Source organism: Nocardiopsis alborubida (assembly GCF_012396365.1).
GTDB classification, from domain to species: domain Bacteria; phylum Actinomycetota; class Actinomycetes; order Streptosporangiales; family Streptosporangiaceae; genus Nocardiopsis; species Nocardiopsis alborubida.
This window is the reverse complement of sequence record NZ_JAAXPG010000037.1, coordinates 43,010-66,233: the sequence shown is the minus strand read 5'-3', so window position 1 is coordinate 66,233 and position 23,224 is coordinate 43,010. Positions and strand designations below refer to the sequence as shown.

Below are 23,224 nucleotides of genomic sequence, written 5' to 3'. Positions count from 1 at the left end.
TGACCGTCGCGGCCACCGGCGGCCCCATGCGCGGGGCCCTGCTCCTGGCGGTCTACGCGCTGGGGATGGCGGGTCCGCTGTTCGTGCTGGCGCTGCTGTGGGACCGCTACGACCTGGGGGAGAAGCGCTGGCTGCGCGGACGCACCGTCTCCCTCGGCCCCGTGCGCGTCCACACCACGAGCACGCTGTCCGGCCTGTTGTTCATCGCCATCGGCGTCGTGTTCCTGCTCTACGACGGAACGGCGACCCTCTTCGGCGGTATCGGGGCGTTCGACGACCAGAGCTACCGGATCCAGGAGTGGCTCTTCGCCGTCGGCGGGACGGGGATCGACGTGTTCGTCCTCGGCGCGGCCGGGACCGCCCTGCTCGTGGCGGGTGCCTGGAAGTGGAGCCGCTCGCGCGGGCCGAGGGGGTCCGAGGGGAAGGACCCGGTCCCGAAGGAGGGCTCCCGAAGCACTCGCTCCGAGGCCACCGGCGGAGAATCATGAGCGCTGTGCAGCAGAGCCGTCCACGGCGCGTGCACGCCCCGGGCTTGACCTTCGAGTCGGCTCGAAGGTCTACCGTGTGCCCATGGTGTTGATGCGGGTCTCCGAACTGGCCGAACGCTCCGGCGTGGCGGCCACCACCCTGCGCTACTACGAGGAGCGCGGGTTGCTCCCGGCGCAGCGGTCCTCGGCCGGGTACCGCCTCTACGACGAGCGCGCCCTGGACCGGCTCACGTTCATCACCACCGCCAAACACCTGGGCTTGGCCTTGGAGGAGATCGGCGAACTCACCGCGCTGTGGGCGGCCCACCCCTGCTCGCGCGTCAAGGCCGCTCTGGGCCCGCGCCTGGAGCAACGCCTGGAGCAGGCCCGCGCCCAAGCCGCCGAACTGGCGGACTTCCAGGCGCTGCTGCGCACCGCCCACACCCGCCTGCACCAGCTCCCCGACCGCGACGCCCCCTGCGATCCGGGGTGCGCCTTCCTGGCCGACCTGGCACCGCCGAGCCAGGCGGCGCACCCGCGCGCCCTGCCTCTGACCCAGACCGGCGGCGCCACCTGCCTGCTGGAGACGGGCGACCACGAACGCCGCCTGGACGCCTGGCGCGAGCTACTGACCGGGGCCGCCCGCACTCAGCGCGCCCACGGCAGTTCCTGGAGCCTGCCCCTGGAGCGGGCCGGGCAGGTCGCCGAGCTGGCCGCGGCCGAACAGCAGTGCTGCGCCTTCCTGGACCTGCGCATCGACTTCACCCCGCAGCGGGTGCACCTGCACGTGGAGATCCACCCCGACCAGCGCCCCGTCCCCGGCTCCCCGGCCGGGCAGGCCGCCCGCCTGCTCGGCGCCCTGGGCCCCGGGCCCGTCAAGGAGAACTGAACCGATGTCGCTCGCCGAACGCCTCCAGAGCCTGTTCGTGGCCCTGGCCGCCGTGGCGGGGCTGGCCGCGGGTCTGCTGCTGCCCGTCGGCCCGGCGGCCGAGCACGTGGTACTGCCCGCCCTGCTGGTGATGCTCACCGCCGTGTTCGTGCAGATGGACGCCGCGCACGTGGGCGAGGTCAGGCGCGCCAAGGCCCTGGTCGTCACCAGCCTGGTGCTCAACTTCGTGTTCACCCCGGCTCTGGCCTGGGCTCTGGGCGCCGGGCTGTTGGGAGGGGAGCCTGACCTGCGCATCGGTCTGCTGTTGCTGCTGGTGACCCCGTGCACGGACTGGTACCTGGTCTTCACCGCCGTGGCGCGCGGGCACACCGGCATCGCCGCCGCCCTGCTGCCGGTCAACCTGATCCTCCAGCTCGTCCTGCTGCCGGTGTACGTGCTGCTGCTGGGCGGGCGGGCCGCCATGGTCGACGCCGCCACCCTGGCCGAGTCGGTCCTGCTCGTCCTCGTGGTGCCCCTGGCACTGGCGATGGCGCTGCGCTGGGCCTCGCACCGGTTCAAGGGGGCCGCCTGGCGCGAGCGGTACGTCACCGGACCGGCCTCGCGCCTGGTCCTGCCGCTGCTGTACGCGGCCGTGCTGGCGATGTTCGCCTGGCAGGCCCGCACCGTCCTGGACCACGCCGGCGACCTGCTCGCCCTGCTGCCGCCGCTGGCGGTCTTCTTCGTGGCGCTGCCCCTGGTCGCCACCGGCCTGTCCCGCCTGCTGGACCTGCCCGCGGACCACAGGGTCACGCTGACCATGACCACCACGGCCCGCAACTCGCCCATCGCGCTGGCGATCGCGGTCGCGGCCTTCCCCGACCGGCCCCTGATCGCGGTCGCGCTGGTGGTGGGGCCGCTGGTGGAACTGCCCGTGCTGGCCCTGCTCGCCCAGCTGGTGAGGGCGCGGCGCCCCGCTTCGAGCGGGTCCGCTCCGGCCCGGGTCCGCCAGGGGCACGGGGACGAGCGCTGACCCCTTCGGACTCCCGGCCGATGCCGCGTCAGGGCGCGTCAGGGCGCGTCCTCGCCCGCCTCTGAGGCCTCCTCCTGAAGGAGAGCGTTCACACGCTTCAGCACACGGAGCTGCGCTGGGTTGTACAACTGCACCATGGCCTCGGCCATGGTCCGTTCGGCGTGCTCCGCACCGCCCGGCGCGTCGACCGCGGGGTCGGCCGACCAGGGGTTCTCCTCGCGTCCCCTGCGGACGACCGGCAGCATGCGCGCGGCGAGGCGGTCGATCGCGGCGTCGTCCGCGTCCGCGGGAAGGGCCTCGAACTCCTCGTCCGTCTCGTCGGGTTCGCTGATCAGTGCGCGGAACTCCTCGACGGACTCCTCGCTGAGAACGGTCGAGTAGACCATCAGCAACGATCGCTGCCTCTCGGAGAGCTCACGGGAGACCGGGGCGAACGCGGGGGGAACGTAGGCCGGTGCGCGGTGGCGCAGGATGGCGGCCAGCTCCGCCCGCACGCGGTTGAGCCGCTCGACCGTCGCCTCCAGCTCCCCGTCCAGCACGCGGATCGCCTCGTCCGGGTCCTCGTCCGCCCGTCCCATCGACTCCACCTCCGACAGCGGAACCCCCAGATCGCTCAACCGCCTGATCTGGAGCAGGCGGACCAGGTGTGGGACCTGGTACTGCTTGTATCCGTTCGCCGTTCGCTCCGGCATATCCAGCAGGCCGATCTTGTGGTAGTACCGGACGGCCTTCACCGTCGTGTTGGCGAGCTCGGCGAGCTGCTGAGTACTCCAGGCCACGCGATGCCTCCTCCTCCGCCGCGACCGCGGGCAGCGCCACACCCCACGCGTGTCCACAGTCCACACCCTGCCCCGGGGGCAGGGTCAAGCGGCGTCCCCCGTTCGCCCGCCGTGTCCGACGCGGCGCGGTCCAGGCTTGACCCTGCCCCGAGGGCAGGCTCTGCAATGGGGCGGGTGCCGATCGTGACCGGTTCGCGACCGCGCAGGCCAGGTACGCCCCCAGCGGCGACGGGCATGCGGCGGTTGCGTTCTCGCGCCGGGTCGGCCACCGATCTTCGCGAACGGACAGGGAGCCCGAAGTGATCAGGGATCGCAGGCAGCGCAGGCAGCACAGGGCGGCGACACGGATCAGGGGCGGAAGCGGCCGTCCCCTGAAGCGCTTCCGCTGGTGGCAGCCGCTCTCCCGCGCACTGTTCCACCTGCCCCTGACCGACGGAGACGGGCGCCGCGTGGTCCACACCGTCGACGTCCCCTACTGGCAGCGGGTCATGACCGAGGACGGCAAGGGCAGGGCCCACCTCTACCTGGACGGCAGGCACCACCTGGAGTCCGCCCTCCCCGCGGTCCTCCCGGTGCGGGGAGGGGTGATCGAGGTGGAGTCGACGGCCTTCGGGCTCAGGCGCTGCCACTACGTGACCGCCGGGGGCGACGCGCGCCAGCTCGTTCCGGACGAACGCTCGGCGGAGGGGCGTCGCGCCCGTCTCGACCGCGAGCACCCGGCGTTGGGCCGCCTGGTCGGTGCGGTGTCGCTGGTCCTGCTGATCGTGCCGGTCGTCCTCGTCGTCCCGCAGATCGTCGAGGGGGTCTCACAGGTGCCCCCGGTAGCCGAACGCTTCGGCGCCTTCGCCTCGCCCGTCGACCTGCCGCTGTGGCTCAACGTCGCGCTCGGGCTGTGCGCCTCGGCCTCCAGCGTGGAGCGGGCGACGCGGCTGCGCTGGAACGCGCTGCTGGACGGCAGCGGCTGACCGCCGACGCCGCGGGACACGCGTTCCCGCGGCGCGGCACCGAGTACCGCGAGCCCCAGCGGCTCTTCGGACCCCACGAACCAACCCCGTCGAACACGGAGACAGACACGTGCGAAGCCTTCGCAGGCCCTTCCGGATCATCCGCGCGAACCTTCGCGCCTACCTCGTGATGAACGCGATCGCCTACGGCGTGTTCCTCGTCGGCGTGGGCGCGGCCCTGGCCTTCCCCGAGCTGAACGCCGCCCAGGTCGGCTCCCAGCAGCAGGACGGGACGGCGGACCTGGTGGGTGAGCTGTTCGCGAACCCCTGGCTGTTCGGCCTGACCATCTTCGGGGTCAACGTGCTGACCGTCGTCGTCCTGAGGATCCTGCTGCCCTCGATGATCGTGCCCTTCGCCGGTATCCCCCTCTTCGCCTACAAGGCGTACGAGACCGGCGTGATCCTCGCCCCGGTCGACGCGACCACGGCCACGATGATGATCCCGCACTCGCTGACGCTCGTCATCGAGTTCCAGGCCTACGCCCTGGTCATGCTCGGCGCCTACCTCCTCGGAAGGGCCTGGCTGCGCCCCGCGGCGGTCGGCGCCCCCGACCGCCGTCGCGGCTACCTCCACGGCCTCCAACAGATCGGCTGGCTGAGCCTGCCCGCGCTGGCGCTGTTCGTCGTCGGCGCGGCCTACGAGGCCTTCGAACTCGTCTACCTCGTCCCCCGCATGCTCGCGGGCTGATCCCTGCGGACACTGGAGGCCGCCCGGAGCGTCCAGCGTGTTCATGAGCAGGATCAAGACCACCACGGCCAGGATCACGGCGCCGAAGATGACGAGCGCCAACCCCTTGGGGTTGTGCTCGGACCACGACAGCATGTGGGCGTGGTCCGGGTCGGCTCGGTGTGGGCGCGGCGGCCTTCGGGGCGCTCGCGGGGAAGCCCGAGCGCCTCACCTGGGACACGGGAGCGGTCGTACCGGTTCCGCACCCCGGTCCGCCGCGGGCTCCCCTCCGGGCCGGGGCTCAGCGGCATCGCTCGCGCCGGTCCCTCCTCGCGGCAGCGCCCGCGGGGACGCGCCCCTCACGAAGGGGCCGGTCAGCGCCGTCCTGGGGCGGACCGGCCCGGTCACGCCGCCACGGGTAGGCACTCGGCGAGCAGGTCGAGGACGTCCCGCCAGGCGCGCCGCGCGTGCCGCGGGTGGTGCCCGACGCCGGGGAGCACGGTCTGGTCGGCGGGCGTGGGCGGGTGGTGGAAGGCGTGCAGGGCCCCGCCGTAGACGGTGAGCCGCCAGTCGACGCCGGCGGCCTGCATCTCGGCTGTGAACGCCTCGCGCTGCTCGGGCGGCATGATCGGGTCCTCCGACCCGACCCCGGCCCACACCGGGCAGCGGATGCGTTCGGACTCGCCCGGTCGGCCCGTGGTCAGTGCGTTGACCGTGCCGATCGCGCGCAGCGCGATGCCGCCGCGTCCGAGTTCGAGCCCGACGGCGCCCCCGGTGCCGTAACCGACGGCGGCGATCCGATCGGGGTCGGTCCGCGGTTCGGCGCGCAGCACACCGAGGGCCGCGTGACCGATGTCCCGCATCCGGTCGGGGTCGGCGAGGAGGGGCAGGCAACGGGCCAGCATCTCCTGCGGGTCGGCCAGGTAGCGTCCGCCGTGGAGGTCGAAGGCGAGCGCCACGTAGCCCAGCTCGGCGAGCGCGTCGGCCCGGCCGCGCTCGACGTCGCTGAGTCCGGGACCCTCCGGTCCGAGCAGCACCGCGGGCCGACGGCCGACGCCGGCCGGGATCGCCAGATGCCCGGTCATGGTCAGGCCGTCAGCCCGGTACTCCACCGTGCGCGTCGCAATCGTCGTCATGGCAGAGGACTGTAGTGGCCCCGGGCCCGGTGCGGGCGGTGTTCTGCGGCCGGCAGAACGGCGGGGACGCCCGCGAACGCGGCGGAGGCTCCCCGGGCCTCCGCGGCCCCGGCGCCGCATCCGCCGGACCTCGCCGGGGACGCCCGCGGGTCGGCGGCGGACTAGCCGACGGCGCGGCCCGCGTAGTCGGGCGCGGGTTCGGCGAGGGCCGCCAGGTTCGCGGCGGCCTCCTCGGGGAAGGGCACCGCCCGGCCCTGCGCCTGGTCGACGTGGAGCGCCATCAGCTCCTCGGTCGCCACCAGGTCCTCGCCGACCCGCATCTCGTGGCAGATCCGCGCCTTCTTGGCGCCGGGTCGGTCCGGGCCCGGACCGACCACCCGGGTGCGGACCTCGACCTCAGCGTCCGCGCCGACCTCGCGCAGGTAGCGCACGTGCGCCTCCACCGTGTACAGCGAGCAGCCGGACCGCTCGCGGTAGGCGGCGTCCAGGCCGACCCGGTCCATCAGCGCGTCCGTCGCGAACCCGAAGACCAGGACGTAGTAGGCCTCGCTGAGGTGGCCGTTGTAGTCGATCCACTCGGGCCGCAGCCGCTGGGTGAGTGTCGTGCTCACGCGTTCTCCCCCGCACGCTCGGCGGCCTCCGCGCGTTCGACCTCCTCCAGCGCGCGGGCCACCGCGATCAGGCGGCGGTCGCGCTGGGCGATCAGTTCGGCGGTGGAGCGCCCGGCCACGACCTCGTCCGTGCCCGCGACCATGCGGTCGCGCAGCTCGGCGGTGAGTTCGGGCGCCTCCAGGCGCGTCCACGGGGACTTCAGGGAGGGGCCGAAGTGGTCGAGCATGTGGGCCATGCCGCCCTCTCCCCCGGCCAGGTGGAAGGTCAGGCAGGGTCCGAAGAAGGCCCAGCGCAGCCCGGGGCCGCTGGTCATCGCCAGGTCGATCTGCTCGACGGTCGCCTCCCCCTCGGCGACCATGTGCAGGGCCTCGCGCCAGGCGGCCTCCTGGATCCGGTTGCCGATGAACCCCGGCAGCTCCTGCTCCATGGTGATCACCGACTTGCCCGCGGCGCGGTAGAAGTCCGAGGCCCAGTCGACGGCCCACCGCTCGCTGCGCTCGCCGCCGACGACCTCGACCAGGGGCACCAGGTAGGGCGGGTTGAACGGGTGGCCGACGACGAGCCGTTCCGGCGTGCGGGCCCCCACCTGCATCTCGCTCATGCTGTAGCCGGAGGTGGACGAGGCGACGACCACGCCCTCCGGGGTGGCGGCGTCGATCTCGGCCAGCAGGTCGATCTTCAGGTCGAGGCGCTCCGGGGCGCTCTCCTGGACGAAGTCCGCGTCGGCCACGGCCTCGGCCAGCGTGTCCACGACCCGCAGGTTCGCCATGGCGGCCCCCTCGGCCAGGCCCAGCTCCTCCAGCGCGGGCCAGGCCGAGGAGACCAGCCCGCGCAGCCTGCTCTCGGCGTCCGGGGCGGGGTCCCAGGCGACCACCCGGTAGCCGCGGCCCAGGAAGTGGGCCACCCAGCCGCCTCCGATGACGCCCGCTCCGACGCAGGCGACCGTGCGCACGGCCTCGGGGGTGGTTCTCGCGTTCTCCGTCATCGTGCTCCTCATGTGGTCGGTGGTTCGTGTGGGGTGTGGGGCGGTGCCTAGGCCGCGCTGCGGAGCCGGAGCATGGCGCGGGCCTCGTCCGGTGTGGCCACCCGGGCGCCGAGCTGCTCGATGATGGCGACGGCCTTCTCGGTGAGCTGGCCGTTGGTGGCCTTCACCCCGCGGCTGAGGTAGAGGTTGTCCTCCAGCCCCACCCGGGCGTGCCCGCCGAGCAGCACCGACTGCGCCACCCACGGCATCTGCTTGCGGCCGATGGAGAAGCTCGCCCACTGCGCGCCCGCCGGGAGCAGGTTCACCATCGACTGGAGGACGCCGGGGTCCGACGGCGCCCCGTAGGGGATGCCCGTGCACAGCTGGAACATCGACGGGTCGTCGATGAGGCCCTCTGCGTGCATCGTCTTGGCGAACCACAGCTGGCCGGTGTCGAAGATCTCCAGCTCCGGGCGGACCCCGAGCTCCTGGATGCGCCTGGCGCCCGCGCGCAGCATGTCCGGGGTGGAGATGTACACCTGGCTTCCGTCGCCGAAGTTCAGGCTGCCGCAGTCCAGGGTGCAGATGTCGGGCAGCAGTTCCTCCACGTGCGGCAGGCGGTCCAGGCCGTTGACGAGGTCGGTGCCCTCCTCGAACCTGAGCGGGTCCTCCTGGCCGATGACCAGGTCGCCGCCCATGCCCGCCGTGAGGTTGATGACGATGTCGACGCCGGTCTGGCGGATGCGGTCGACGACCTCCCGGTAGAGGGCGTTGTCGCGGGAGGGTGCGCCCGTCTCGGGGTCGCGGACGTGGATGTGCACCACGCTGGCGCCGGCATCGGCGGCCTCGACCGCGGCGGCGGCGATCTGTCGGGGCGTCACCGGGACGTGCTCGCTGCGGCCGACGGTGTCCCCAGCGCCGGTGAGGGCGCAGGTCAGGATGGGTTTGGGGTTCATGGTGTCGCTCAAGGCGGCGCTCCGTATCCGTGTGTGTGCGGTGTGTGTCGGGCTCTGGCCGTGCGGCCGTCGGGTGCCGGGTGTCGGTGTGCGCGTTCGGGGCGTGCGGAACCGAGGCGAGGGCTCCGGAAGGGCGGGGGCGGAGGGCGGGGTCGGAGGGCGGGGCGGGTGCTGGCTGTCTCAGTTCCCCGGGGCGTCGCTGTTTCCCGGGACGTCGCGGTTCCCCAGGACGTCGCTGTCGATGACCGAGCGCAGGGTGTTGCGCATGTGGGCGACGGACCGTCCGGGCATCCCGGTCATGACCTGGATGCCCATGCCGTCGATGAGGGCGGTGAGGCGCCTGGTCATCTCCTCGACGTCGAAGTCGGCGAAGACTCCGCTCTCCTTGCCCTCCCGCAGGGTGCGGGCGATGGTCTCGTGCCAGCGCAGGTAGGAGTCGGCGTGCAGCTCCCGCATCCCGGGGTCCAGCGCCGCGGCCGTCCAGACCTGGAGCCAGACCGACCACTCCAGCCGCAGGCGGTCCGAGGCCGGGAGCTGGAGTTCGATGAGCTGGAGAAGGCGCTCGTAGGGGTCCTCGATGGTGTGCAGCCCCGCGACCTGGCGGTCGAACGCCTGCTTCACCGAGTGGCGCAGCGCCTCCACGAGGAGGTCGTGCAGGGTCGGGAAGTAGTAGTGGACGGTGGCGCTGGACGTCCCGCAGGCCTGGGCGATCTGGGCGACGCGGACCGCGTGGTAGCCGCGTTCGGCGATGAGGGTCCACGCGGCCTCGATGATCTGGAGTCTGCGGTTGTGCTCCCGGGCGGCCGTGGGGTGGTCCGCCAGGCTCGCGGACGACGGCCTCACCGCCGACGAGTCGCGCGGCACCGCCGAGACCGTCTCGGCGTCGTCCTTGCCGTTGAGCAGCCAGTTGACCGTCACCCCGGTCTCGTCGGCGATGGCGGCCAGCTCCAGGGCGGTGAACCGCCGGGTGCCGTTCAGGGACTTGGAGAGTTTGCTGGGGTCGATGCCGAGTCCGGTCGCGAACTGCCGCTGGGAGAGGCCGGATCGGCGGATCGCCTCACGGGCCCTGCCGCGCACGTCGTCGGCCGTGTTGTCGCTCACCGTGAGAACGTAACAGCACTATGGCGATTTTCGCAACGCAGGCGTGGTTGTCACTTCGTTACAGAGACGTCGTACCGAGCGCACCAAAGCTCACCAAACCCTTGCCACCACACGTTTTTCTCCAGAACGACGGCGGATGACAGCGAGGGCGAACAGCGGTGAAGCGATTCTGACTGGTTGATTAGTCAAGCGCAACACAGTAGTAACTGGATAGTCCACGCCCTCGACCCCGGAGGTGACCCGAGCCATCCGCTGGAACATCGACAACAAAGTCTTCTGGCCCGCGCTGATCATGGTGATCGGCTTCAGCGCGCCGTTCGTGATCGCGCCGCAGACGGGTGAACGCCTGCTCGGCAACGTCCTGTCCTGGCTCCAGTCCGATCTGGGCTGGGTGTACATGTGGTTCGTCGTCGGGCTCGCGGTACTGCTGGTCTGGCTGGTCTTCAGCAGGTACGGCCGCATCAGGATGGGCAGTCCCGACGACCGCCCCGAGTTCTCCACCCCCACCTGGCTCGCGATGATCTTCACCGCCGCGATCGGCGGCGGCCTCATGTACTGGGGGATCATCGAGTGGGCGCACTACCACGTGGATCCCCCGTTCCAACTCGAACCGCACAGCGCCGAGGCCGCCGAGTGGTCGGCCACCTATCCCCTCTTCCACTGGGGCCCCACCGCCTGGGCGGTCTTCTGCGTCCCGACCCTCGCCCTCGCCTACGCCTACCACGTGCGCAGGATCCGCCGCCTGCGCCTCAGCGAGGCCTGCCGCGGGGTGCTCGGCGACCGCGTCGACCGCTGGCCGGGGCGCCTGATCGACGTCTTCTTCATCCTCGGGATGATCGGGGCGGCGGGGACCTCGCTGGCCCTGGCCGTGCCCACCGTCGCGGAGGGCGCCTCCCGCATGCTGGGGTTCGAGCCGGGCGCCACCCTCAACACCATCGTCATCGGCCTGTGGACCCTGCTGTTCGGGGGCAGCGTCGCCCTGGGCCTGCACCGCGGCCTCAAGCGCCTCGCCAACCTCAACCTCTACCTGGCCGCCGCCCTGGGCGCCCTGGTCCTGGTGCTGGGCCCTGCGGTCTTCGTCATCGACACCTTCACCAACAGCGTCGGCATGCTCGCCCAGAACATCGTCCGGATGAGCACCTACACCGATCCCGTCGGCGGGTCCGGCTTCGAGGAGATCTGGACGGTCTTCTACTGGGGCTGGTGGATCTCCTACGGACCCTTCGTCGGCATGTTCTGCGCCAAGATCTCCAAGGGCCGCACCGTCCGGCAGATCATCGTCGGCATGTGCGGCTTCGGAAGCCTGGGCTGCTGGCTCTCGTTCGCGCTGCTCGGCAACTCCAGCATGGCGTTCGAGCTGCGGGGCGAGGCGCCCATCGTCGACACCCTGGAGTCCGAGGGCGCGGTCCCGGCCATCTTCGCCACGCTGGAGGCGTTCCCGCTCAACTGGATCATCACCCCGCTGTTCCTGCTCCTGCTGCTGGTCTTCCTGGCCACGACGCTGGACTCCGCGTCCTACATCATGGGCGCGGCCACATCCCGTGACCTGCCGAACGACGTCGAGCCCTCGCGGGCCAACCGCGTGCTCTGGGCCCTCGTCCTCGCCGCGGTGTCGGTCTCGGTGATGTCCGCCGGAGGCACCGACGCGTTGCAGACGCTGTCGGTCGTGACCGCCTTCCCGCTGATCATCATCCTGACCCTGGTCGCCGCCTCCCTCGTGCGCTGGCTCCGCGAGCACGACAGCTACCGCCTCGACGCTCGGAGCCCCGACCCCGCCGGGGCCGGGTCCGGGCCCGACCTCCGCCCCGACCAGGGGGAGGAACCGGGACTGGACACGCCTCCGTCCCCGCCTGCGGCGGCTGCGAGGTGACCCCCCGCCCGCGGTGACGCGCGGAGCGGTCCGGTGCTGGCGGCGGGCCCCCGCCCGAGGGATCGTCGGTGGTGCGGGGGCGGCGGCCGCCCCCGCACCCGCGGCCCGGATATGACGGAGGCTCTGGTTCGTGGTGGGAGGCGGTCCCCGCGCCACCAGAGCCTCCTGCACACCACGGAGTACGGTCGTCGCACGAGGGGTTCGACCGAACGGCGATCCGCCTCCCGTCGGCGGGGTTCCTACCGGGCAGGCCGCGCCGAGCATGATGTCGATCCGCCCTGGCTCGACGCGGGCCCCGTTGACCGCATCCACCACTCCTCCGGAGTTCGTGTGACGCGTTCTCAACAGCTCCTCGAAAACACTCGGCTCCGGGGCAGCACATTCCTGCACCGCACGTGTCGGGCACATCGGGAAAACAACAATCCCTTGCCTTCGCGCACTGTTCGGAGTTCGGACCTCGGAGTTCGCCCGGGCAAACGCACAGGCATTCGGCGAGGCGGGCGACAACCCCTGCCGTCCCCGGGAAACGCACACGGCCACATGTGGCCAGACAATCCGACACGATGCGTGTCCGAACGGCCACTAAACTGCGTCCTGGTTCCGCTTCGGCTGTTCCGTCCCCGCCGATTTCGGTCCTGCCGGGCACGGTACGAGCCGACCGTGGCGAAACTCCTCCCCCGGCCGTTTCTCGGCCCGCCCTTCCTCCCCACCGAAAAGGCCTCCATGCAACCCCACCCCCCACAGCCCGGCCCGACCGCCTACCCGGAACAGCTCCGCGCTCCCGGACCGGTGCGTGGCTTGGCCGTGGTGCTCTGGATCTCCGCTGCCATCTCGTTGGCCGTGCTCGTCCTCAACATGACCACCGCGCCCATGTTCGGCGTCGAGCCCGGGTACGCGTTCGGCTACTCGCTGCCCCACACCTTCATCGGCGCTCTCCTGGCCGTGGTGGCGATCCCGGTCGTCCGTGGCCGTTCCTGGGCGCGGACCATGGCCAAGGTCGTCCTCATCATTCAGATCGTCCTGCAGTCGTTGATGCTGTTCAGCGGGACCAGTGTTCTCTGGGCGCTGTTCCTGCTCCCACTGGCCGTCACCGGAGTGGTCCTGCTGCACCGGCCCCTGTCCCAGTGGTTCTTCACGGTCCGCGACCAGGCCGCCAACCAGGGGTACGCGCAGCAGCACGCGGCCTACCACCCGCACCACCAGATGAACCAGGGCTACTACCCGCCCCAGCAGTATCCGCAGCAGGGCTTCGAGCAGCAGCCGCCGCAGAACGGCTCCTGGGACCAGTACCCCCGCCAGCAGTAGTCCGTGGCGTGTCGGTGTGTGCGCCGAGCACGGCAGGGGCCCGGCCACCCCGCGCGGGCGGCCGGGCCCGCTGTCCTCCTGGCGAGCGGTGTGTTCCGCGTTCCGCGGAGTCGGATCCCTGGGTTCCGGGGCCGCACGGCCTCCAGGAGACGGGGCGGGACGGACCGCCCCTCCTGCCGGTCGTGTCCCGACGGCGGCCGCCTGACCGCACCGCCTCCGTCAGCGGCCTCAACCGGAACCGGCGGCGTCGGCGCCGAACACCAGCCCCTTGGTCTGCTGGAACTCCTCCAGCCCGTAGCGTCCGTACTCGCGGCCGATCCCCGACCGCTTGTGGCCGCCGAAGGGGACGGCGGGGTTGAACCCGGCACCGTTGACGAAGACCTGACCGGCCTGAAGCCGCCCCGCCACCTCGACGGCCTCGGCGCGGTCTGCGCCCCACACCCCGGCGCACAGACCGTAGGGCGTGCGGTTGGCCAGGTCGACGGCCTCGTGGACCGAGTCGTAGACCTGGATCACCAGCACGGGACCGAAGATCTCGTCGGTCACCAGGGCCGAGGCGGGCGGGACGTCGGAGAAGACCGTCAGCGGCAGGTAGTAGCCGCGCTCCAGCGCGGCCGGGCGGTCGGGGCCGCCGGTGATCAGGCGCAGGCCCTCCCGTTGTCCCCGGCGGACGTAGTCGCGCACGCGGTCCCGCTGCGCCTTCGAGACGAGCGGGCCGTACTCGGTGTCCGGATCGGTCGGGTCGCCCACGACGTAGTCGGCGACCGTGGCGCGGACGATCTCCTCGGTCTCGGCCAGGCGCGCCCGGTCGACGAGGATCCGGGTCAGGGCCATGCACGTCTGGCCGGAGTTGAGGAAGCCCGAGCGCAGTGCCCGCCGCACGGCCGGTCGCAGCGGCGCGCCCGGCAGGATGACGGCGGGGCTCTTGCCGCCCAGTTCCAGGGAGACCTTCTTGACGGTGGCCGCCGCCGCGGTCGCGACCTGGACACCGGCCCGGGTGGAACCGGTGAACGACACGAGGTCGACGTCCGGGTGGCCGGCGACGCGCGCTCCGACGGTCGTCCCGTCGCCCATGACCATGTTGAACACACCGGGCGGCAGGCCCACCGAGTCGATCGCCTCGGCCAGGGCGTAGGCCCCCAGCGGGGTGGTCTCGCTGGGCTTGTACACGACGGTGTTCCCGGCCGCCAGTGCCGGGGCCGTCTTGGCCGCGCTCTGGTGCAGCGGGTAGTTCCACGGGGTGATCGCGCCGACCACCCCGTACGGTTCGCGCAGCACCGTCGCACCGGGGATCGTCCCGTCCGGCTCGGCCTGCTCGATCAGGTCGGCGGCCGCGGTGAAGAGGTCGATCGGGCTCTGCGCGTGCGCTCGGCGGGACAGGGTGATCGGGGAACCGACCTCCGCCGTCTCCAGCCGCGCGATCTCCTCATGGCGCAGGGTCAGTTCGGCCGCGACGGCCCGCAGCAGCGCCGCACGCTCGGACACGGGCGTCCGGGCCCAGCCCGGCGCGGCCCGGCGGGCGGCGTCGACCACCGCCTCGACGTCGGTGACGTCCCCCAGCGTCACCTGGCCCAGGCTCTCCTCGGTGGCCGGGTTGGTCACCACGACCTGCCGCGTACTGTGCGAGCGGATCCAGCGCCCGTTGACGTAGAACATGTTCGTGTAGCCGTTGGTCTGCATCGACTTCCCTCTGCTGCTCGGCTGCTCTGGCGGGTCGGCTGCCCGGGAGTGCCCCGTCTTCCGGTTCCGGCAGGGTCCGCGTTCCGGCCGGGCCCTCGATCCGGTTCCGGCCGTGCCGGTGTGCGGGCGCTGTCCCGGCCCCTCAGTCCTCGGATCCGGTGGCGCCGCGCTGGTAGGCCGTCGGCTGGCCGGGCCGGGCCACCAGTTCGCGGGCGGCCGCCAGGTTCTGGTCGATCGCGGCCTGCCACCGCCTCGGGTCCCGGCGGCGACGGTCGCGCGCCAGGGCGAGCCCGGACAGCGCCGGTCCCAGCCACGCGTCGGCGACCGGGGCCGCGGGGATGCGCAGGTCCTGGCACATGCCGTCCCCGTGGATCCGGCGGGCGATCGCGTTCAGCGCCGGTCGGGCCAGTCCGGGCGGGACCTTGAGCAGTCCGTGCAGCGCGGAGGTCGCCGACGCCAATGTCGCGTCCGCCAGCACGGCGGAGTCCTCCGTGACCGGTCCGGTGACGGTCTGGAAGACGGCGTCGAGGCGTGCGGCGGCCTCGTTGCCCACGATCCCCTCGACCAGGCGCGCGTCGATCCCCAGCAGGTGGGCGACGTACCACCAGTAGCGGTACAGCTCTGCCAGCTCGCGGCTGCTCAGCCCGAACCCGAGGAGCTCTTCGGCGGTGTAGGCGGTCAGGGTGAAGTCCATCCAGGTCCGCCCCAGGTCGACCTGGTTGATCGGACAGCCGTCCGCCGCGCTGTCGTAGCCGCGGTCCAACGCGAGCCTGCGCATGTGCGCGTGCAGCATCCGCACCTCCAGGGTCGCCACGTAGCCCGGCTGCCCGACGCGGAGGCCGCCGGGCAGCATGACCTGGGTGAGCCACGCCCCGGTCTCCTGGATGCGCCGCTGCGCGGATTCGACCAGCCGACCCGTCGTCGTCAGCACCTTGGAGATCGACGGCGACTCGTAGACCCGGATCAGGGAGCCCGCGTTGAGCGCGATGATGTGCACCGGCGGCGGCGAGGTGTAGAACGGCATGGGGCCCTGGTCGAGCAGGGAGTCGTCCACGTAGCCGGGCACGCTCTCGGTCTGCCGCAGCAGCGCCTCCAGTGCCGGAGGCGGGTCGGTGAGGGAGGCCAGGCCCTCCCGGGTTCCCTTGCTCACCACGGGCCTGGCCTGCCGCATCCCGATCTGGTGCATCTCGGCGACGACCGCGTCGGCGAGCACGTCGCCGGTGGTCAGCGCCCACTGCGTCAGGTCGGCTCGGGTGTGGCCGAACTGGGCCAGGACGGTCGACCGCCCCGCCCGCCGCGTCGGCCACGGGCTCTGCTCGGTCATGATCTCTCCTTGGAGGACTGGTGGCGGCCGTCCGCCCGGGGTCAGGGATGTGCCCACGGGTTCTGACCCGGGCGGACGGGGCGGGACCTCGGTCCCTGGGCCTGTGGCGGCCCGGTGGTGTACCGGCCCGGGCCGGTCAGCCGTGGGCCCCGGCCCGCGGCCTGCCCGGGGAGCCGTGGGCGTCGCCGCTCCCGGCGATGTCGCTCAGCACCTCGGCGGCGGCGAGTTCGTCGCGGGCGGCGAGGCGGTCGAAGCCGTTGACGGCGGGGTAGACGTAGCGGCCCAGGGTCGCGATGAGGACCGCGCCGACGACGAGGACGCCCATCAGGACGGGCATGACGGGGTCGTAGGAGCCCAGCAGGTCGTATCCCAGCCCGAGGAGCAGCGGCCCCAGCGCGCTGCCCAGGAGGAACGCGGCCTGGACCAGGCCCAGGATGCGGCCGAAGTAGCGCGTGCCCAGGTAGCGGGTGATGAGCAGGGCGAGCAGGTCGCCCTCGATGCCGAAGGCGACGCCGATGAAGGCGACCGCGACGACGGCGCCGCCGAACGGCGGCTCCAGGAAGAACATGCCTGCGATGGGGGCGATCATCACGATCGGACCGATGACGCACGCGTGCACGCGGTCGAGGATGAGGCCGCCGGCCACCCGGCCCACGAGCGAGGCGAGGCCGAAGACGACCAGCAGGGTGCCCGCCTGTTCGGTGGTCAGCCCGCGGTCGGTCATCATCGGCACGAGGTGGACCTGGAGGCCGTAGACGACGACCCCGACCAGGCCCAGACCGAGCGCGATGGCCCAGAACTGCCGGGTGCGCAGCGCCTCGCCGACCGTCAGGCCGGGGAGTTCGAGGCTGACGTCACGGCCCTCCACCCGGGTCTCCTGGACGAGTCGTCCGCGGACGTGCCGTTCGGCGCGGGCGCGCACGAACAGGGTGACCATCGTGACCGACACCAGGACCGAGATCAGCGCCATGAGGCCGTAGGTCAGCCGCCATCCGACGCTGTCGATGAGCGCTCCGGCCAGGATCGGGGCCAGGGCCGTTCCCAGCCCGATGATGCCCGTCACCACTCCGACGGCGAGGGCGCGGTTGTTGTCGAACCAGCTCACCACCGCCCTGGTGGCGGGCACGGCCGTCCCCGCACCGAAGAAGCCCACGAAGAAGCACGGGACGAGGTAGACCCACTCGACCGGCGGCACCAGCCCGATCAGCGCCATCGAGGCCGCGAACAGCACGAACCCCGGCACGAGGATGTAACGCGCGGCGAAGCGGTCCACGAGCTGGGCGACGACGACCAGGCCGATCGCCATTCCGACCGCCGCGACCGAGAACGCCCCGGTGACGGTCGTGCGGCTGAAGCCGGTCTCCTCGACGATCGGCAGCACGAACAGGCCGATGGTGGCCAGGTACATCTGGGGGCCGACGGCGTTGGCGGTGCCGCTGCCGACCAGCACCCACCAGGGGCTCCTGGGTCTGGGCGTGCGGGGGGCGACTGTACTCATGCGGTCTCCGTGGGTTGTGGGGCGGTCGTGCGGACGGCTGCGGTCAGACGGCTGTGCCGGACGGCGACGGTCAGACGGCGACGGGGAAGGAGACCCTGGTCAGTTCCTCGGAGACCTGCCAGACGCGCGCGGCCTCCTGCGCACTGCGCAGCGGCGGGTACAGCCGCTGCTCGGACGGCGGGCCACCCAGCCTTCCGAAGCCGCTGGGGCTGTAGAGCGCGCCGCGCTTGGCGGCCGGGTCGGTCGCGGCCATGAGCGCGGGCAGCTTCGACGTCTCAAGGGTGCCCAGCAGGATCCCGCGGGCCGACAGGGCCCGGATCCGGCGGATGTACGGGGTGTCCTCGCTGCGGCCGATCTCGGGGCGGGCGGCCAGGAGGCTGGTCGGGGCCACCCCGGGGTGGGAGAGGTTGCTGGTGATGCCCCACCCGTGAGCCGTGCTGCGGCGGTCCAGTTCGAGGCCGAACAGCCCGAACGCGATCTTGGACTGGCTGTACGCGCGCATCTCGTTGTAGGAGCGCTCCCAGTTCAGGTCCTCCCAGTTGATGGAGCCGCGGCGCGCGGAGACGCTGATCTGCGAGGTCACCCGCGCCCGGCCCGCGCGCAGCAGCGGGAGGATGTGGCCGACCAGGGCGAAGTGGCCGAGGTGGTTGGTGCCGAACTGGAGCTCGTGACCGTCGGTCGTGGTCTGCTGGTTCGGGGGCCTCATCACACCGGCGTTGTTGATGAGGATGTGGATCGGCAGGCCCTCCTCACGCAGGGTGTCGCCGAGGGCGGCGACCGAGGCGAGCGAGGACAGGTCGAGGCCGCGCAGTGAGACGTTCGCGCGGGGCACCGTCTGCCGGATCCTGGCGATCGCGTCCTCGCCCTTGCGCGGGTTGCGGACGGGCATGATCACCTCGGCGCCCGCGGCGGCCAGCCGCCTGGCCATCGCCAGGCCCATCCCGTCGCTGGCGCCGGTGACGAGCGCGCGCTTTCCGGTCAGGTCGGGCACGGTGATGTCGATGGGTCGACGTGGCATGGTTGTACTCCCTCGTGTCGTGGCTGGAGGTCCGGCGTCGGGTTCCCGTCGCCGGGGCGTTCCGGAACCCCCGGTCCGCGCGGATGGTCCCGACGCGGGCGACGGCGCCGTCGAGACCGCCGAAGGCCTCGATCGCGGCGGTCTCCCGTGACCGGTCCGGGGCGGTCGGCGACCACACGTCCGCTCGCCTCCCCGGGTCCCGCTCGGGCCCTGACACCGATCCTGGGCGGACGACGCGGACCTATCCAGGACCTGCCGATCACAGGCTCACCGGGCCGCCTCTGCGCTCCGTATGGGGGGATCGGCGGGTCGTGGCTACCGCCGTCCGCGGGCGGTAGACAGGCCGTACACACCGGGCAGAACCTGAGAAGAGGGACGTCGTGATCGATCGCATCGGACTGGCGGAGTTCCTGCGCAACCGGCGTCAGGCGCTGCAGCCAGAGGACGTCGGCCTGCCGCGCGGGCAGCGCCGCAGGACCAACGGCCTGCGGCGCGAGGAGGTCGCGTCGTTGTGCCACATGTCGTCCGACTACTACTCCCGCCTGGAGCGGGAACGCGGCCCCCAGCCGTCGCACCGGATGCTCGCCTCGATCGCCCAGGGGCTGCACCTGTCACTCGACGAGCGCGACCACCTGTTCCGCCTGGCCGGACACAATCCGCCGCCCAGGGGCACGTCCAACGAGCACGTCAGCCCCGGGCTCCTGCGTGTGCTCGACCGTCTGGACGACACACCCGCCGAGATCGTCACCGAGCTCGGCGAGACCCTGCGGCAGTCCCCGATGGGGGTCGCGCTGACCGGGGACACGACGCGGCACACGGGGCCTGCCCGTAGCGCGGGGTACCGGTGGTTCACCGATCCCGGATCCCGGCGGATCTACGCGCCGGAGGAGCACCCGTTCCTGACCCGGATGTACGCCGCGGGGCTGCGTGAGCTCGTCACCCTCCGCGGCCCGGAGTCCCCCGCCGCCCACCTGGCCGAACTGCTGCTGGCCCGCAGCGAGGAGTTCCGGCGGGTGTGGAGCGACCACGAGATCGGGATACGTCCCCACGAGGTCAAGCACTTCGTCCACCCCGAGGTCGGCGCGCTGGAGCTGACCTGCCAGCGGCTGGTCGACCCGGGGCAGGCGCACTCGCTGATGGTCTACACCGCCGTCCCCGGCACCGAGAGCTACGAGAAGCTCCAGGTGCTGTCGGTCATCGGGACGCAGACGCTCAGCTGATGTCGCGCATGGTGCCCGGTCTGGGGCCATCCCCGCGTGCGCGGGGAGCACAGCTCGGCGATGCGCCGCTTGGAACGGTAGGCGGGACCATCCCCGCGTGCGCGGGGAGCACTGTCGTGGAGCTACCCGGCCGACGCGACCGACGGGACCATCCCCGCGTGCGCGGGGAGCACTTGGCGTAGCGGAGCTGGTCGATGTCCAGCCTGGGACCATCCCCGCGTGCGCGGGGAGCACCGTCTGGAGCCACTCGGACAACACCGCCGCCGGGGACCATCCCCGCGTGCGCGGGGAGCACGGCACAAGGGGAGCCCAGCACGTCACCGCCGCGTGGACCATCCCCGCGTGCGCGGGGAGCACACGGCGACCACCGCGGAGCGCACGCGGACAGGGGGACCATCCCCGCGTGCGCGGGGAGCACGGCATCCTCGCCGGCGCCCTCCTCCTCGCCGTGGGACCATCCCCGCGTGCGCGGGGAGCACGAGGTGGTGGTCCGTGTGCAGGTGCGCGAGTCGGGACCATCCCCGCGTGCGCGGGGAGCACCCCGGCCCCGAGTACGACCGGCTCGTCATCGCGGGACCATCCCCGCGTGCGCGGGGAGCACGAGTCCGGCGGCGGTGCGGGCGGCGCGCAGGCGGGACCATCCCCGCGTGCGCGGGGAGCACCTCTTACCTCTGCCCTTCGGCCGGTAGACCGGGGGACCATCCCCGCGTGCGCGGGGAGCACGCTGATCGCGGGCCTGGACCTGTCCGGTGGTGGGGACCATCCCCGCGTGCGCGGGGAGCACTCACCTACCCGCATTCAGGGAAGGGGACTGCTGGGACCATCCCCGCGTGCGCGGGGAGCACCTGACGGTGCTCTTCGGCGCGTTGTAGGTCGCGGGACCATCCCCGCGTGCGCGGGGAGCACCCTGCGCTGTCGGGCGGGTCCACGATCATGAAGGGACCATCCCCGCGTGCGCGGGGAGCACCGGGTGGGGTCGCTGGTGCTCGCGCCGGTGTTGGGACCATCCCCGCGTGCGCGGGGAGCACCCCGGCAGGAACCCCGACACCGAGTGTCGGCAGGGACCATCCCCGCGTGCGCGGGGAGCACTCCGCCGACCTGCTCATCTCCGACCCGCCCCGGGGACCATCCCCGCGTGCGCGGGGAGCACTCTTTGGCGAGCTCAACGACCACCAGCGCGCAGGGACCATCCCCGCGTGCGCGGGGAGCACCCACGCCTGCTCGCGGGTGGCGGCGCGGCAGAGGGACCATCCCCGCGTGCGCGGGGAGCACAACAGCGCCGCGAACACGGCGACGACGCCCCTGGGACCATCCCCGCGTGCGCGGGGAGCACCCTAGGTTTGATCGCTCCTCCCTCGGTCCCTCGGGACCATCCCCGCGTGCGCGGGGAGCACTTCTCCTTGCTGAGCTTCCAGAGCACGCGCCGGGGACCATCCCCGCGTGCGCGGGGAGCACGATCCAGCGGTCGAGAGAAACAGTTGGTAGCTGGGACCATCCCCGCGTGCGCGGGGAGCACAGTCAACGACCTGCGAACTTACCAGTGGCAAGCAGCCGTTTTTCCAACTTCTTCAGAAACAGACAAAACGGACGGCGCGCTCAGCCCCAGGAAGACCATGCCCGCAGAATACCGGTAGGAGCACAGCACTCCCCTGCCGATAATCCATCACCGAACTTTGATTTGTGGAATTACGGTTCCAGGGACGGGCCAGTCCCAACCAGACATCCCTCGAACAGCTCAGGGCGGTACCGCATGGGTTCGGAACGGGTGTGATCAGGAGCCACCATTCTTCCCGTTCCCGGGGTCAGCCTCCGGAACGGGGAGGGAAAGAGGGCCGGTGTGGCGGTCCACGGTGTCGAAGTAGACACGGTCGGCGCGTTCCTGAGCCCGTTCCTGCGACTCCAGACGCAACTGGAGCCGTTTGGTCTCCTCCCGCTCGCGGGCAAGGGCACGCTCATGGGCGTTCTGGAATCCCTGTCCGATGCCCCAGACGATCCACCCGCCGAAGGCCAGAAGAAACATGAACAGCACACCGAGTGCTATCTCCACCGCGCCACCTCGCTTCTCCGCACCGCAGAATCCACCTTACGACGAGCGCCAGCAGCACACCCTGGACCGACAAGTACGCGGGCGGCGGCATCAAGCAGTGCCTCAAGGTTCGCCATCGCGCGACCTTTCGCGCGGCCGGGCCCGTACGCGCACGAGGAAGGGCCGCTCCCCCACCACTGTGGGAATGGCGGTTCCTGGTCGTGTCCGGCTACTGCTCGGCACTCCGCAGGTCCACCACGACCCAGTCCCCGGAGTCGTTGACGACGGTGCACGTGTAGTCGGTGTGGGAGCCGCCCTCCGTGTCGTAGCTGCCCACGGCCTCGTACGTCCACCACTCTCCGTCGTCGTTGGCGGTGGCCCTGACAAAGGTGACGGACTCCGTGGTGGCGGAGACCTCCGGCTGGCGCTCGACGTGGTCCTCGCACATGGCCCCGGCCGCCTGCGTCTCGCTTTCGTCCGTGGGCTCGGAGCTGCCGCACCCGGTGACGGCCAGAGCGACAAGGAGGAAGGCTGAGGTGAGACGGATGGGGTGCATGGTGCTCCGATCCGGGGATGTGCAACCAGAGAATAGAGCCCGGTTCTCCCGGACGCCCGGCGAGTGGCCCTTACCGCCGATCCGGTTCCGTGGCCTCTCTCGCCGGGCGGTGCCGTAGGCACGCCAATCCCCCGTTTCCCGCCGACGTCATCGCGGACGTGTGTGGAACGTCGGAGCGGCCCGGAGCCTCCTTCATGCCCGCTGTCGGAGCCCTGTCGCGGCTCGTTCGACCTGTGCTCACCTGTGCCCGTCCTACTCGGAACGCGTGGAGCCGAAGACCTCCCCACCCCGTCGGCGCGCCGGAGGCGGGTTGTCCCTCACTCCGTCCGTGCGGTGATCGCGGTCGTCACACACCGGCGGGCGACGGCGGCGCCTCAAGGACGAAGAAGAGGAAGCCGATCCTGGTCGAAAGGGCATGGAACTCGTCGGGGAACAGTTCACGGGCGGCCGGGTCGGGCTGCGGCTCACTGATGGTGCGAAGGCGGAATCCGGCGGCGCTGAAGGCGTCGGTCATCGCGTGCAACGGCCTGCGCCAGAACCTCAGCTGGACGGGCTGCCCGCGGAACGTGAACTCGTCGGAATAGCTGGTGGTCGCGAAGTAGTCGGGTCGGGGGTCCTGTATCGCGTAGTCCACGAACGGGTGCTGCACCGACGCGATCAGCCGACCGCCGGGCCTGAGCACGCGCCGCATCTCGGCCAGCGTCGGCTCCCAGTCCTCCAGGTAGTGCAGCACCAGCGACGCGACCACGTCGTCGAACGCACCGTCGTCGAACGGGAGGGGGTCGCTCAGGTCGACCACGCGCAGGTCCGCGTCGTCCCCGAGCCGCCGCCTGGCCAGCGCCAGCATCCCGGCGCTGGCGTCGATGCCGGTGACGTCGGCGCCGCGGTCGCGCAGAGCGGCGGACAGGGGGCCCGCGCCGCATCCGGCGTCCAGGATGCGGCGGCCGGTCACGTCCCCGGCGAGCGCCACCATCGCGGGCCGTTCGTAGTAGGCGTTCTGGATGTTGTTCTCGTTGTCCGCCGCGTACGCCTCGGCGAAGCTGTCGTAGTCGTTCGCCCGGGCCGGATCTGTGGGCTGGGCGGGAGTCTGGGGCGCATCGGTCACTCGGTCCATCGCTGGAGCCTAGTGCTCACGCGATCCGC

At 71.9% G+C, this 23,224-nt stretch carries 20 protein-coding genes, 1 pseudogene and 1 CRISPR repeat array; of the genes and pseudogenes, 8 read left to right on the top strand and 13 right to left on the bottom strand.

All coding sequences use genetic code 11. From position 1 onward, the window contains the following. From HGB44_RS28030 to HGB44_RS28020, 3 genes and pseudogenes are all read left to right on the top strand, one after another. A pseudogene (locus HGB44_RS28030) lies at positions 1 to 488 on the top strand (cytochrome c biogenesis CcdA family protein); the annotation flags it as partial. 82 nt (positions 489 to 570) lie between these two features. Continuing rightward, positions 571 to 1,356 carry a MerR family transcriptional regulator gene (locus HGB44_RS28025; protein WP_061083011.1) on the top strand — a complete coding sequence of 262 codons (786 nt, stop codon included), beginning with the start codon at positions 571 to 573 and terminating at the stop codon, positions 1,354 to 1,356. Positions 1,357 to 1,360: 4 nt separating this feature from the next. Then, on the top strand, positions 1,361 to 2,365 hold the full coding sequence (locus HGB44_RS28020) for an arsenic resistance protein (protein WP_061083010.1): 1,005 nt from the start codon (positions 1,361 to 1,363) through the stop codon (positions 2,363 to 2,365). A gap of 38 nt (positions 2,366 to 2,403) precedes the next feature. Here HGB44_RS28020 and HGB44_RS32580 read toward each other — a convergent pair whose 3' ends face one another. Next, on the bottom strand, positions 2,404 to 3,144 hold the full coding sequence (locus tag HGB44_RS32580; RefSeq protein ID WP_061083009.1) for a MerR family transcriptional regulator: 741 nt from the start codon (positions 3,142 to 3,144) through the stop codon (positions 2,404 to 2,406). 299 nt (positions 3,145 to 3,443) lie between these two features. On the opposite strand from HGB44_RS32580, the gene HGB44_RS28010 reads away from it, so the two are divergent. Together HGB44_RS28010 and HGB44_RS28005 are read left to right on the top strand one after the other, a co-directional pair. Continuing rightward, positions 3,444 to 4,109 (top strand): hypothetical protein, encoded by a 666-nt coding sequence (locus HGB44_RS28010; protein WP_061083008.1) that lies wholly within the window; start codon positions 3,444 to 3,446, stop codon positions 4,107 to 4,109. A gap of 109 nt (positions 4,110 to 4,218) precedes the next feature. After that, a complete protein-coding gene (locus tag HGB44_RS28005) occupies positions 4,219 to 4,836 on the top strand; it encodes a hypothetical protein (protein WP_061083007.1) in 618 nt (205 codons plus the stop codon). Between the two features lie 383 nt (positions 4,837 to 5,219). Here the strand turns inward: HGB44_RS28005 and HGB44_RS28000 are convergent, their stop codons facing one another. The 5 genes from HGB44_RS28000 to HGB44_RS27980 form a co-directional block, all read right to left on the bottom strand. Beyond that, positions 5,220 to 5,951, bottom strand: a complete 732-nt coding sequence (locus HGB44_RS28000; RefSeq protein WP_061083006.1) for a dienelactone hydrolase family protein — start codon at positions 5,949 to 5,951, stop codon at positions 5,220 to 5,222. Positions 5,952 to 6,112: 161 nt separating this feature from the next. After that, positions 6,113 to 6,562: a thioesterase family protein gene (locus HGB44_RS27995; RefSeq protein WP_061083005.1), complete on the bottom strand. Its 450-nt coding sequence runs from the start codon at positions 6,560 to 6,562 to the stop codon at positions 6,113 to 6,115. Beyond that, positions 6,559 to 7,548 (bottom strand): 3-hydroxyacyl-CoA dehydrogenase NAD-binding domain-containing protein, encoded by a 990-nt coding sequence (locus HGB44_RS27990; RefSeq protein ID WP_061083004.1) that lies wholly within the window; start codon positions 7,546 to 7,548, stop codon positions 6,559 to 6,561. Before HGB44_RS27990 ends, HGB44_RS27995 begins: the two co-directional genes overlap by 4 nt. 47 nt (positions 7,549 to 7,595) lie before the next feature. Then, positions 7,596 to 8,495 carry a BKACE family enzyme gene (locus HGB44_RS27985; protein ID WP_061083003.1) on the bottom strand — a complete coding sequence of 300 codons (900 nt, stop codon included), beginning with the start codon at positions 8,493 to 8,495 and terminating at the stop codon, positions 7,596 to 7,598. 168 nt (positions 8,496 to 8,663) lie between these two features. Beyond that, the gene (locus tag HGB44_RS27980; RefSeq protein WP_061083002.1) at positions 8,664 to 9,584 is read right to left on the bottom strand and encodes a TetR family transcriptional regulator C-terminal domain-containing protein; all 921 of its coding nucleotides are present in this window, start codon (positions 9,582 to 9,584) and stop codon (positions 8,664 to 8,666) included. 235 nt (positions 9,585 to 9,819) lie between these two features. Here HGB44_RS27980 and HGB44_RS27975 point away from each other — a divergent pair, with 235 nt between their 5' ends. Next, positions 9,820 to 11,454, top strand: a complete 1,635-nt coding sequence (locus tag HGB44_RS27975) for a BCCT family transporter (protein ID WP_082768589.1) — start codon at positions 9,820 to 9,822, stop codon at positions 11,452 to 11,454. Positions 11,455 to 12,177: 723 nt separating this feature from the next. Then, on the top strand, positions 12,178 to 12,759 hold the full coding sequence (locus HGB44_RS27970; protein ID WP_231972622.1) for a hypothetical protein: 582 nt from the start codon (positions 12,178 to 12,180) through the stop codon (positions 12,757 to 12,759). A 228-nt stretch (positions 12,760 to 12,987) separates the two neighbouring features. On the opposite strand, the gene HGB44_RS27965 is transcribed toward HGB44_RS27970, so the two are convergent. The 4 genes from HGB44_RS27965 to HGB44_RS27950 form a co-directional block, all read right to left on the bottom strand. Continuing rightward, the gene (locus HGB44_RS27965) at positions 12,988 to 14,439 is read right to left on the bottom strand and encodes an aldehyde dehydrogenase family protein (protein ID WP_061083000.1); all 1,452 of its coding nucleotides are present in this window, start codon (positions 14,437 to 14,439) and stop codon (positions 12,988 to 12,990) included. Positions 14,440 to 14,581: 142 nt separating this feature from the next. Then, positions 14,582 to 15,763, bottom strand: coding sequence for an oxygenase MpaB family protein (locus HGB44_RS27960; protein WP_061082999.1), 1,182 nt, complete (start codon positions 15,761 to 15,763; stop codon positions 14,582 to 14,584). A 136-nt stretch (positions 15,764 to 15,899) separates the two neighbouring features. Next, on the bottom strand, positions 15,900 to 17,261 hold the full coding sequence (locus HGB44_RS27955) for an MFS transporter (RefSeq protein ID WP_210752260.1): 1,362 nt from the start codon (positions 17,259 to 17,261) through the stop codon (positions 15,900 to 15,902). Positions 17,262 to 17,331: 70 nt separating this feature from the next. Then, complete coding sequence (locus HGB44_RS27950; protein WP_061082997.1) at positions 17,332 to 18,279, bottom strand: SDR family oxidoreductase; 948 nt, start codon at positions 18,277 to 18,279, stop codon at positions 17,332 to 17,334. A 380-nt stretch (positions 18,280 to 18,659) separates the two neighbouring features. Between HGB44_RS27950 and HGB44_RS27945 the strand changes: the two genes are divergently transcribed. Beyond that, positions 18,660 to 19,499 carry a helix-turn-helix transcriptional regulator gene (locus HGB44_RS27945; RefSeq protein ID WP_061082996.1) on the top strand — a complete coding sequence of 280 codons (840 nt, stop codon included), beginning with the start codon at positions 18,660 to 18,662 and terminating at the stop codon, positions 19,497 to 19,499. Positions 19,500 to 19,521: 22 nt separating this feature from the next. After that, a CRISPR array of direct repeats spans positions 19,522 to 21,015; the repeat unit is 29 nt; unit sequence GGGACCATCCCCGCGTGCGCGGGGAGCAC. A gap of 255 nt (positions 21,016 to 21,270) precedes the next feature. Here HGB44_RS27945 and HGB44_RS27940 read toward each other — a convergent pair. From HGB44_RS27940 to HGB44_RS27930, 3 genes are all read right to left on the bottom strand, one after another. Next, entirely contained in the window at positions 21,271 to 21,546 is a 276-nt protein-coding gene (locus HGB44_RS27940) for a hypothetical protein (protein ID WP_168444183.1), read from the bottom strand. Between the two features lie 208 nt (positions 21,547 to 21,754). After that, a complete protein-coding gene (locus HGB44_RS27935; RefSeq protein ID WP_061082994.1) occupies positions 21,755 to 22,081 on the bottom strand; it encodes a hypothetical protein in 327 nt (108 codons plus the stop codon). A 346-nt stretch (positions 22,082 to 22,427) separates the two neighbouring features. Next, a complete protein-coding gene (locus HGB44_RS27930; protein ID WP_061082993.1) occupies positions 22,428 to 23,195 on the bottom strand; it encodes a class I SAM-dependent methyltransferase in 768 nt (255 codons plus the stop codon). Positions 23,196 to 23,224 lie beyond the last annotated feature (29 nt).